This window comes from Streptomyces sp. SD15, assembly GCF_054462255.1.
The window spans coordinates 35,440-45,722 of the sequence record NZ_JBTLMO010000060.1 but is presented as its reverse complement, the minus strand read 5'-3'; the positions used below and the strand labels follow the sequence as shown (position 1 = coordinate 45,722).

Annotated in this window: 10 protein-coding genes; 4 read left to right on the top strand and 6 right to left on the bottom strand. The window is 69.9% G+C overall.

Annotated elements, in window-relative coordinates; all coding sequences use genetic code 11:
* Window positions 1-120 precede the first annotated feature (120 nt).
* Window positions 121-531: an ATP-binding protein gene (locus ACX28W_RS37510; protein ID WP_459004543.1), complete on the top strand. Its 411-nt coding sequence runs from the start codon at window positions 121-123 to the stop codon at window positions 529-531.
* A 68-nt stretch (window positions 532-599) separates the two neighbouring features.
* Here the strand turns inward: ACX28W_RS37510 and ACX28W_RS37505 are convergent, their stop codons facing one another.
* Window positions 600-1,757 carry an acyl-CoA dehydrogenase family protein gene (locus ACX28W_RS37505; protein ID WP_459004542.1) on the bottom strand — a complete coding sequence of 386 codons (1,158 nt, stop codon included), beginning with the start codon at window positions 1,755-1,757 and terminating at the stop codon, window positions 600-602.
* Window positions 1,758-1,945: 188 nt separating this feature from the next.
* Here ACX28W_RS37505 and ACX28W_RS37500 point away from each other — a divergent pair, with 188 nt between their 5' ends.
* Window positions 1,946-3,289, top strand: coding sequence for a UDP-glucose dehydrogenase family protein (locus ACX28W_RS37500; protein WP_459004540.1), 1,344 nt, complete (start codon window positions 1,946-1,948; stop codon window positions 3,287-3,289).
* 552 nt (window positions 3,290-3,841) lie between these two features.
* Here the strand turns inward: ACX28W_RS37500 and ACX28W_RS37495 are convergent.
* Window positions 3,842-4,396, bottom strand: coding sequence for a CGNR zinc finger domain-containing protein (locus ACX28W_RS37495; protein WP_459004539.1), 555 nt, complete (start codon window positions 4,394-4,396; stop codon window positions 3,842-3,844).
* Window positions 4,397-4,485: 89 nt separating this feature from the next.
* Between ACX28W_RS37495 and ACX28W_RS37490 the strand changes: the two genes are divergently transcribed.
* The gene (locus tag ACX28W_RS37490) at window positions 4,486-4,845 is read left to right on the top strand and encodes a VOC family protein (protein WP_459004538.1); all 360 of its coding nucleotides are present in this window, start codon (window positions 4,486-4,488) and stop codon (window positions 4,843-4,845) included.
* A 233-nt stretch (window positions 4,846-5,078) separates the two neighbouring features.
* Here ACX28W_RS37490 and ACX28W_RS37485 read toward each other — a convergent pair whose 3' ends face one another.
* From ACX28W_RS37485 to ACX28W_RS37475, 3 genes are read right to left on the bottom strand one after another with little or no spacing between them, the layout of a single operon-like run.
* Complete coding sequence (locus ACX28W_RS37485; RefSeq protein WP_459004544.1) at window positions 5,079-6,272, bottom strand: dipeptidase; 1,194 nt, start codon at window positions 6,270-6,272, stop codon at window positions 5,079-5,081.
* Window positions 6,273-6,286: 14 nt separating this feature from the next.
* Entirely contained in the window at window positions 6,287-6,817 is a 531-nt protein-coding gene (gene purE / locus ACX28W_RS37480) for a 5-(carboxyamino)imidazole ribonucleotide mutase (RefSeq protein ID WP_362075368.1), read from the bottom strand.
* Entirely contained in the window at window positions 6,814-7,959 is a 1,146-nt protein-coding gene (locus ACX28W_RS37475; protein WP_459004537.1) for a 5-(carboxyamino)imidazole ribonucleotide synthase, read from the bottom strand. Before ACX28W_RS37475 ends, purE begins: the two co-directional genes overlap by 4 nt.
* A 208-nt stretch (window positions 7,960-8,167) precedes the next feature.
* Here ACX28W_RS37475 and ACX28W_RS37470 point away from each other — a divergent pair, with 208 nt between their 5' ends.
* Complete coding sequence (locus tag ACX28W_RS37470) at window positions 8,168-8,722, top strand: GtrA family protein (RefSeq protein ID WP_459004536.1); 555 nt, start codon at window positions 8,168-8,170, stop codon at window positions 8,720-8,722.
* Window positions 8,723-8,762: 40 nt separating this feature from the next.
* Here ACX28W_RS37470 and ACX28W_RS37465 read toward each other — a convergent pair whose 3' ends face one another.
* A complete protein-coding gene (locus ACX28W_RS37465) occupies window positions 8,763-10,043 on the bottom strand; it encodes an ATP-binding protein (RefSeq protein WP_459004534.1) in 1,281 nt (426 codons plus the stop codon).
* Window positions 10,044-10,283: the final 240 nt, after the last annotated feature.

Here is a 10,283-nt window from a genome sequence, read left to right as displayed (position 1 = left end):
CCGCATGGCTGCATACCTACAATCACCACCGCGGACACACCGCGCTCGCAGGCAAACCACCCGCCAGCCGCGTCCCCAACCTCACAGGGCAATACAGCTAGGGATCTCAGTTGGTCACAGATGACCAAAGCCCGACAATCACCACCACCCGACGACTTCTGGGAGTACAGCCTCACCCTGCCGCACCACGCCATCGGCTCGGGAGTCGCCCGCAGCACCGTACGGTCGATCCTCACGCGCCACTCGCTGGTCGACCTCGCAGTCATGGCGGAGCTGTTGACCAGCGAGTTGTGCGGCAACGCGTACCGCTACGCCGCGGGACCCGCGACCGTGCGCGTGCGCTGGAGGGACGGCACGCTCCATGTCAGCGTGCGGGACGGGAGCGACCGACTGCCATGCCCGACCAGTGGCGGTGCGGGCCTCGAAGGCGGTCGTGGTCTGCTGCTGGTGAGCCGATGCGCTCAGGCATGGGGCAGCCGGGCCGCGCCACCGGGGGCGGGGAAGGTCACGTGGTTCGAGCTGCGCGGGTGACATGACCTGCCGTGGACGCGCGTTCGCCCTCCGCCTGAGGGCAGGCGGAGGGCGAAACGGGGCTTGCGCTACGGGAGGTTGCGGGCCATCACGATGCGCTGGACCTGGTTCGTGCCTTCGTAGATCTGCGTGATCTTCGCGTCGCGCATCATGCGCTCGACCGGGTAGTCGCGGGTGTAGCCGTAGCCGCCGAGGAGCTGGACGGCGTCCGTGGTGACCTCCATGGCGACGTCGGAGGCGAAGCACTTGGCGGCGGCACCCTGGAAGGTCAGGTCCGCGTCGCCGCGCTCCGACTTGGCGGCGGCAGCGTACGTCAGCTGGCGGGCGGCCTCGATCTTCATGGCCATGTCGGCGAGCATGAACTGGATGCCCTGGAACTCGGCGATGGGCTTGCCGAACTGCTTGCGCTCCTGGACGTAGCCCTTGGCGTAGTCCAACGCGCCTTGCGCGATGCCCAGCGCCTGGGCCGCGATCGTGATGCGGGTGTGGTCCAGGGTCTTCATCGCCGTCGCGAAGCCGGTGCCCTCTTCGCCGATCATGCGGTCGGCGGGGATGCGGACGTTGTCGAGGTAGACCTCGCGGGTCGGGGAGCCCTTGATGCCGAGCTTCTTCTCCGGGGCGCCGAAGGAGACGCCCTCGTCCGACTTCTCGACCACGAAGGCGCTGATGCCCTTCGAGCGCTTCGTCGGGTCCGTGACCGCCATCACCGTGTAGTACTCGGACTCGCCCGCGTTGGTGATCCAGCGCTTCACGCCGTTGAGGACGTAGAAGTCGCCGTCGCGGACGGCCTTCGTCTTCATGCCTGCCGCGTCGGAGCCCGCGTCCGGCTCGGACAGGCAGTACGAGAACATTCCGTCGCCCTTGGCGAGGGGGGCCAGGTACTTCTTCTTGAGGTCCTCGGAGCCGGAGAGGATCACGGGGAGCGAGCCCAGCTTGTTGACCGCCGGTATCAAGGAGGAGGACGCGCATACCCGCGCCACCTCCTCGATCACGATCACCGTCGCCAGCGCGTCCGCGCCCGCGCCGCCGTACGACTCGGGTACGTGCACGGCGTGCAGGTCGGAGGCGACCAGGGCGTCCAGTGCCTCCTGGGGGAAACGGGCTTCCTCGTCCACCGCGGCCGCGTACGGCGCGATCTTCGCCTCGGCCAGCGAACGGATCGCGTCACGGAGCATGTCGTGCTCCTCGGACGGGCGGTACAGGTCGAAATCAGCCGATCCGGCCAAGGTCTCTCACGCTCCAAGGATGCTGTGACGGTGGTGATAACTACCGTTAAGTAACCCAAATTTTAGGGGCCCGCCCACGGGAGGGATACGTGAGCTTGGCGACAAAGGGAAAGTTGCCCGTTGAGGGGCCGTCGCATGCCCCCGGTTATGCTCGGGCGCGCACCCCGCCGTACACCTCAGGAGCACCCATGGCCCTCAAGATCACCGTGATCGGCACCGGCTATCTCGGCGCCACCCACGCCGCGGCCATGGCCGAGCTCGGCTTCGAGGTCCTCGGGCTCGATGTCGTTCCCGAGAAGATCGAGATGCTCACGCGGGGCGAGGTCCCGATGTACGAGCCGGGGCTGGAGGAGCTGCTGCGCAAGCATGTCGCGGGGATCGAGGGGTCCAGCGGGCGGCTGCGTTTCACCATGGACTGGGCCGAGGTCGGGGAATTCGGCGACGTCCACTTCGTCTGCGTGAACACGCCGCAGAAGCACGGCGAGTACGCGTGCGACATGTCGTACGTCGATGCCGCCTTCGAGTCGCTCGCCCCGCATCTCCACGGCCCCGCCCTCGTCGTCGGCAAGTCCACCGTGCCCGTCGGCTCCGCGGAGCGCCTGGCCGCCCGGCTCGCGGAGCTCGCGCCCGCCGGTGAGGACGCCGAGCTCGCCTGGAACCCCGAGTTCCTGCGCGAGGGCTTCGCCGTGAACGACACGCTGCACCCCGACCGCATCGTCGTGGGCGTACGCAGTGAGCGCGCCGAGAAGCTGCTGCGCGAGGTGTACGCGACACCGGTCACCGCGGGGTCGCCGTTCGTGGTGACCGACTTCCCGACCGCCGAGCTGGTGAAGACCTCCGCGAACTCCTTCCTCGCGACCAAGATCTCCTTCATCAACGCCATGGCCGAGGTCTGCGAGGCCGCCGACGGCGATGTCGCCAAGCTGGCCGAGGCCATCGGGCACGACGAGCGGATCGGGAAGAAGTTCCTGCGGGCCGGGATCGGATTCGGGGGTGGCTGTCTGCCCAAGGACATCCGCGCCTTCATGGCCCGTGCCGGTGAGCTCGGTGCCGACCAGGCGCTGACCTTCCTGCGCGAGATCGACTCCATCAACATGCGCCAGCGCGGGCAGATGGTGGAGCTGACCCGGCAGGCGCTGGGCGGCGGTTCCTTCCTCGGTAAGCGGGTCGCCGTGCTCGGCGCCACCTTCAAGCCCGACTCGGACGACGTCCGGGACTCGCCCGCGCTGAACGTCGCCGGGCAGATCCACCTCCAGGGCGGCCAGGTCACCGTCTACGACCCGAAGGGCATGGACAACGCGCGCCGGCTCTTCCCGACGCTCGGATACGCCGACTCGGCCATAGAGGCCGTGCGCGGCGCCGATGTCGTACTGCACCTGACCGAGTGGCGTGAGTTCCGCGAGCTGGACCCGGCGGTGCTGGGCGAGGCCGTCGCCGCGCGGCTGGTCCTCGACGGGCGCAACGCGCTCGACCCGGAGGTGTGGCGGCGGGCCGGGTGGACGTACCGGGCGATGGGGCGGCCGACGGCCTGAAAGGCCGGCTTTTTGGGTCGCGCACGGTCGGAGAGCTCGCTCGGTCGGAGAGCTCGGTCGGTCGGAGAGCTCGGTCGGTCGGAGAGCTCGGTCGAGGGGCCGCTCGGTCGAGTTCCGTGAATTTCCGACGGGCTCAAGGGAGTTCCGAGAATTCCCGCAGGTTCGGTGAAGTCCCGGCTGTATTTACGGTGATTTCCTGGCGGCGCTTCGCGGGAATTCCCGCGCGCGACCGCCGTGTCGAGCCATGCCCGGGGATGCACACGGTCTGGGCCCGACAGATGCTCACGCCCACCATGGACTTCCTCACCAACAACTGCTGACGCGCTCCGCGACACGGGGGACGCCGCTCCGGCCGGGGCTCAGCCGGCCGGAGCGGCGCGCCCTCCCCATTCTCCACACCTGCGCCATGCTTGGGGACCGCTCTCCAAGGAGTCCGGGATGACGACCGTCACCCTCGATGGCCGCGACGGCTCGCGGGGATCGCCGTACTGTGCCTGCTGCTGGTGGGCTCGCGGGCAGCCGCTTCGCCCGGGCGGGACGAGTCCCAGGGCGCTACTTCGCGCGGTACCGGCGCATCTTCGCGCGGGCCCCGCAGACCGACATCGAGCACCAGCGGCCGCGTCCCCCCGGGGAGCGGTCGTAGTACACCCAGTGGCAGGTCGGCGCCTCGCACGCCTTCAGGCGCTGCCAGGTGCCCGCCACGAGAGCCTCCGCGACAGCCGCCGCGACGGTGGAGGTCAGGGAGACGGCGGCGGGGGCGAATCCCGCGCTGCCGTCGTGCTCGTCGACCGTCACACGCAGGGGTGACCGGGCCAGCAGCTCGCCGAGGGGGGTCACCGTGCGGTGCGGCGGGTGGCCCGCGTGCGCCAGGCAGGCCACCCGCAGCGACTCGCGCAGCTCACGCGCCGCCGCCACCTCCTCCGCCACGCCCTTCGTCACGCCCTTCGTCACGCCCGCCGTCACGCCCGCCGCTCCCGCCGTCGCGAGACCGAAGTGCGCCCGGCCCTCGGGCGTGTCCAGCGAGTCCGCGCCGGACTCGATGTCGAGGGTGTTCACCAGGGACTGGATCAAGGCCAGGCTTCCGGGCGCGGGCGCACGGTCATTCATGGTTGCGACGTTACCTCCAATACGGGACCATGCAGTAACCGTTACCTCTTGAAGAGGTTTATGGGTAACTCTCACTCCTGGAGGAAGTCATGGCTCTCGCCAAGCTGGGTGTCGTCGTCCTGGACTGTCCCGACCCCCGTGCCCTCGCCGCGTTCTACGCCCAAGTGCTCGGCGGCACGGTCGAGGGCGAGGGGGACTGGGTGGACCTGAAGGTGTCCGACGGTCAGTCGCTGGCGTTTCAGGCCGCCCCCGGCCACGTACCGCCGAAGTGGCCCGCGCCCGACGCCTCGCAGCAGTTCCACCTGGACCTGACCGTCGACGACATGGACGCCGCCGAGAAGGGCGTGCTCGCGCTCGGCGCGCGCCCGCTGGACACGGCGGACCGCTCGCGCGGCTGGCGGGTGTACGCGGACCCGGCAGGGCACCCGTTCTGCCTCTGCTCCTGCTGAAAGAAGGCCGGAAAGTTCTCGACTGCGCTCGAACAGGGGGGACCCCCACCGATGGTGGTGTCCAGTTCGTCCTGCAGGTCTGCCATGGCGTGGCTCCGTTGGGTGGACGGTGATCGCAGTACGGTCACCGTCGCACGGAGCCAGGGGGGCTTCCTGGTGGGTGGGGCGTTCGGGGGCACGCCCCACCCGTGTACCCCCACCCACCAGGCATGGCAGTGAAGAGTGAAGCTACGTCAGCCGTCCAGCTGCTCCAGTGTCGCGTTCGACGGCCCCCGCCGCGCCTGCAGGTCCCGGGCCACGTCCTCGGCCGCACCCAGCACCCGCACGGCGTTCTGCCAGGTCAGCTTGGCGAGGTCGGCGCGGGACCAGCCGCGGTCGTACAGCTCCGCGATCAGGTTCGGGTAGCCGGAGACATCGTCCAGGCCGTCGGGCGTGAACGCCGTGCCGTCGTAGTCGCCGCCGATGCCGAGGTGGTCGACGCCGGCGACCTCGCGCATGTGGTCCAGGTGGTCCGCCACCGTCGACACCGTGGCGATGGGGCGCGGGTTCGACTCCTCGAAGACACGGTGGACCTTCATGCCCTCCGGAGTCGTGTCCAGGTGGTGGAAGCCGTTCGCCCGCATGTTCTCGTCGGCCGCGGCGGTCCAGTCGACCGCCGCCTGGAGCACGAACTTCGGTACGAACGTCACCATCGCCACTCCCCCGTTGGCGGGCAGCCGCTCCAGGACGTCGTCCGGAATGTTGCGCGGGTGGTCACACACCGCGCGGGAGGAGGAGTGGGAGAAGATGACCGGCGCGGACGTCGTGTCGAGCGCGTCCCGCATGGTCGTCGCGGCGACGTGCGAGAGGTCGACGAGCATGCCCTCGCGGTTCATCTCCCGTACGACCTCGCGGCCGAAGGCCGTCAGGCCGCCCACGGCGGGGACGTCCGTCGCCGAGTCCGCCCACGCGATGTTGTCGTTGTGGGTGAGGGTCATGTAGCGGACGCCCAGGGCGTACAAGCCGCGCAGTGCGCCGAGGGAGTTGTCGATCGAGTGACCGCCCTCCGCGCCCATCAGCGACGCGATACGACCCTCGCCGCGCGCCGCTTCCATGTCGGCGGCGGTGAGCGCGGCGCGCAGGTCGGACGGGTGACGGTCGATCAGCTGCCGTACGCCGTCGATCTGTTCGAGCGTCGCGGTGAGCGCGCCGGGCAGGTCCGAGCGGACGTACACCGACCAGAACTGGGCACCGACGCCGCCCGCGCGCAGCCGCGCCAGGTCGGTGTGCAGGTGGGCGCTCTGGTCGGTGGTGAGGTCGCGGGCGTCGAGGTCGTAGCGGACCTGCTGGCGCAGTGCCCAGGGGAGGTCGTTGTGGCCGTCGACGACGGGGAAGTCGGCGAGGAGTTCGCGGGCCTGGTCGAGGTGAAGGGAGGGCACGCGCGTCACTTCTGTCACTTCCGTCACTCCCCCGAGCCGAAACCGAAGCCGCCGCTCGCGCCCTCCACCTTGGCGCGCAGCCGCTTGCCCTTCTCCCGGGCCTGATCGCCCAGCTCCTGCTGGAACTCCCGCATCCGGCCGAGGAGTTCCTCGTCGTGGGCGGCCAGCATGCGGGCGGCGAGGAGGCCCGCGTTGCGCGCGCCGCCGACCGAGACGGTCGCGACCGGCACCCCGGCCGGCATCTGCACGATGGACAGGAGCGAGTCCATACCGTCCAGGTACTTCAGCGGGACCGGCACGCCGATCACGGGCAGCGGGGTGACGGAGGCCAGCATGCCGGGCAGGTGGGCGGCGCCACCCGCGCCCGCGATGATCGCCTTGAGCCCGCGCTCGGCGGCCTGCTCGCCGTACGCGATCATCTCGTGCGGCATGCGGTGCGCGGAGACGACGTCGACCTCGTACGCGATCTCGAACTCGTCGAGTGCCTCGGCGGCGGCCTCCATGACGGGCCAGTCGGAGTCGGACCCCATGACAATGCCTACAACAGGGCTCATTCGGTGATGGTCCCTCTCAGGTAACCGGCTGCGTGGCGGGCACGCTCGAGGACGTCGTCCAGGTCGTCGCCGTAGGTGTTGACGTGGCCGACCTTGCGGCCGGGCTTCACGTCCTTGCCGTACATGTGGATCTTGAGCTGGGGGTCGCGGGCCATGCAGTGCAGGTACGCGGAGTACATGTCCGGGTAGTCGCCGCCCAGGACGTTCGCCATGACCGTCCACTTGGCGCGTGGGCGCGGGTCGCCGAGGGGGAGGTCGAGGACGGCCCGTACGTGGTTGGCGAACTGGGAGGTGATCGCGCCGTCCTGGGTCCAGTGGCCCGAGTTGTGCGGGCGCATGGCCAGTTCGTTGACGAGAATGCGGCCGTCGGCCGTTTCGAACAGCTCTACGGCCAGATGGCCTACGACTCCGAGCTCCTTGGCGATGCGCAGGGCGAGCTCCTCGGCCCGCAGGGCCAGCTCGTCCGCCATGCCGGGCGCGGGAGCGATCACCGTGTCGCAGACGCCGTCGACCTGCTGGGACTCGACGACGGGGTACGCGACGGCCTGGCCGTGCGGCGAGCGGACGACGTTCGCGGCGAGTTCCCGTACGAAGTCGACCTTCTCCTCGGCGAGGACGGGGACGCCGGCGCGGAAGGGCTCGACAAGAGCCGCGTCCTCGGCGGAGCGGATGAACCACACACCCTTGCCGTCGTAGCCGCCGCGGACGGTCTTCAGGATGATCGGGAAGCCGTCTCCCTCCGCCGCGAACGCGGCGACGTCGTCGACGTCCGTCACGATGCGGTGCCGTGGGCACGGCACGCCGATCGCGTCGAGCTTCGCGCGCATCACACCCTTGTCCTGGGCGTGCACGAGAGCGTCGGGTCCGGGACGGACGGGGATGCCGTCCGCCTCCAGGGCGCGCAGGTGCTCGGTGGGGACGTGTTCGTGATCGAAGGTGATCACGTCGCAGCCCCGCGCGAAGTCACGCAGCGTGTCGAGGTCGCGGTAGTCGCCTATGACGACATCGCCGACGACCTGCGCCGCGGAATCCTGAGAGGTGTCACTGAGGAGCTTGAACTTGATGCCGAGCGGGATGCCCGCCTCGTGTGTCATACGAGCGAGCTGACCGCCGCCGACCATGCCGACTACCGGGAATGTCACGCTCCAAGAGTATCGGCCACGCCACCGCGGCCGGTTTCCGCGCCTGTGATCCGCTCTTTCCCGGGCCTGTGACCCGCTTTATCCGGAGCCTGTGACCCGCTCTTTCCGGACCTGTGAGCCCGTCCTCAGGCATTGCCCAGGGTCGCTGGTTAGCATGGTTTGGTTGAAACATCCGACCGATGTCCGATCTATGGGGGCTGGCGACACCATGGGCAGTGCTTCATCGGGGCAGCATTCGCCGCCCCGCAGCGCGGTGCGCCGCCGGTTCGACCAGCTCTTCCGTGAGATCGCCAAGTTCGGAGCGGTCGGTGGTGCGGGGCTCCTCGTCAACCTCGTCACCTTCAACCTGGTGCGCCATGCGACCGGGCTGCAGGTCGTGCGGGCGAGTGTCATCGCCACGGTCGTCGCCATCGCCTTCAACTACGTCGGTTTCCGCTACTTCACGTACCGCGACCGCGACCGGAGCGGCCGTACCAAGGAGATGGGCCTCTTCGTGCTGTTCAGCGCGGTGGGGCTGGTCATCGAGAACGGTGTGCTGTACGTGGCGACGTACGGCTTCGGCTGGGACAGCCAGCTGCAGAGCAATATCTTCAAGTTCCTCGGCATCGGCATCGCGACGCTGTTCCGCTTCTGGTCGTACCGCACGTGGGTGTTCCGTGCGTTGCCTGTGAAGGAGAGCGTGGAGGGCGAGACGAAAGCCGTGGTGAGCGGGCAGGCGTTCCGGGGCGTGGAGGCCGAGCGGCCGCCGGTCAGGGTGAACTGAGCGGCTTGATTGCCGGAGCCGGAGTCGGCGCAGGTCGGCCCTACCGCACCGTCCGCTCCTCCTCTTCCTCCTCCACCGACGCCTTCGTCAGCGGCTCACGCGACAGGAACAGTCCGAACACCGGCGGCTGTGCCTGAAGCATCTCCAGCCGTCCCCCGTCCGCCTCCGCCAGGTCGCGGGCGACGGCAAGGCCGATGCCCGTGGAGTTGCGGCCGCTGATCGTGCGCTCGAAGATGCGGGCGCCCAGGTCGGCGGGGACGCCGGGCCCCTCGTCCGTGATCTCGATGACGGCCTGGTTGCCGGTCACCCGGGTGCGCAGGGCGACGGTGCCGCCCCCGTGCATGAGGGAGTTCTCGATGAGCGCGGCGAGGACCTGGGCGACCGCCCCCGGGGTACCCACGGCCTGCAGATGCCGCTTGCCGGAGCTGACGATCGCGCGGCCCTCGCTGCGGTAGGCCGGGCGCCACTCCTCCAGCTGCTGCTTGATGACCTCGTCGAGGTCGAAGGAGACGGCGGAGCCGGTACGGGGGTCGCGGGCGTTGGTCAGCAGCCGCTCCACGACGTCCGTGAGGCGTTCGACCTGCGTCAGCGCGATCGTCGCCTCCTCCTTCACCGTGTCGGGGTCGTCGGTGAGGGTGATCTCCTCCAGCCGCATGGACAGCGCCGTGAGGGGCGTACGGAGCTGGTGGGAGGCGTCGGCGGCGAGGCGGCGCTCGGCGGTGAGCATGCGCGCGATCCGCTCCGCGCTGCCGTCCAGGACGTCCGCGACCCGGTCCAGCTCCGGGACGCCGTACCGCTTGTGGCGCGGGCGGGGGTCGCCGGAGCCGAGCCGTTCGGCGGTCTCCGCGAGGTCGGTGAGCGGGGAGGCGAGGCGGTTGGCCTGGCGTACGGCGAGCAGGACGGCGGCGATGATCGCGAGGAGTGCGACCGCGCCGATGATCAGGAGCGTACGGCCGACCTCGCGGGTCACCGCCGAGCGCGGCTCCTGGACGGTGACCGTCTCGCCCTCCTCGCCCTTGGCCGTGGAGTCGATGACGTCGCCGCGGGGCGGGGTGCCGATCTCGATGGGAGGCTGGCCGGGGATGCGGATCACGGCGTGCCGGTCGTCCGCGACCTGGTTCTTGAGGATCTCCGCGTTGATGTGTTCGTCGCCGAGGATGCGGCTGTCCACGATGCTGGCCAGGCGCAGGGCCTCGGAGTCCACCCGCTCCTGGGCGCTGTTGCTGATGGTGCGGGTCTCGACGATCACGAGGGAGACGCCGAAGACGGCGATCACGACGAGTACGACGGCGAGCGTGGACTGGATGAGACGGCGACGCACGGTGGCCCTCCGGGGGCGGGTGGCTTTACGTGACCAGTGTGCCTTGCCGTTGCACTGGGCTTGGGCGGGACAGGGTCTCGCCCCCGCCGCCCCTACCCGTCCCATCCCCGGGGGCTCCGCCCCCCGGACCCCCCGGCTGGTGGTTCCTTTGCTGCGGGAGGGTGGGGGCTGGGCGCGCAGTTCCCCGCGCCCCTGGGTATGTCAGCCCGTCCGGCGTTTGAGGACGAGGCCGTTCAGGCC

Excerpts from the sequence above, each read along its gene's own strand:
- ACX28W_RS37510 (WP_459004543.1), top strand. The coding sequence starts at position 121 with ATGACCAAAGCCCGACAATCACCACCACCCGACGACTTCTGGGAGTAC.
- ACX28W_RS37500 (WP_459004540.1), top strand. The coding sequence starts at position 1,946 with ATGGCCCTCAAGATCACCGTGATCGGCACCGGCTATCTCGGCGCCACC.
- ACX28W_RS37495 (WP_459004539.1), bottom strand. The coding sequence starts at position 4,396 with ATGAATGACCGTGCGCCCGCGCCCGGAAGCCTGGCCTTGATCCAGTCC.
- ACX28W_RS37490 (WP_459004538.1), top strand. The coding sequence starts at position 4,486 with ATGGCTCTCGCCAAGCTGGGTGTCGTCGTCCTGGACTGTCCCGACCCC.
- purE (WP_362075368.1), bottom strand. The coding sequence starts at position 6,817 with ATGAGCCCTGTTGTAGGCATTGTCATGGGGTCCGACTCCGACTGGCCC.
- ACX28W_RS37470 (WP_459004536.1), top strand. The coding sequence starts at position 8,168 with ATGGGCAGTGCTTCATCGGGGCAGCATTCGCCGCCCCGCAGCGCGGTG.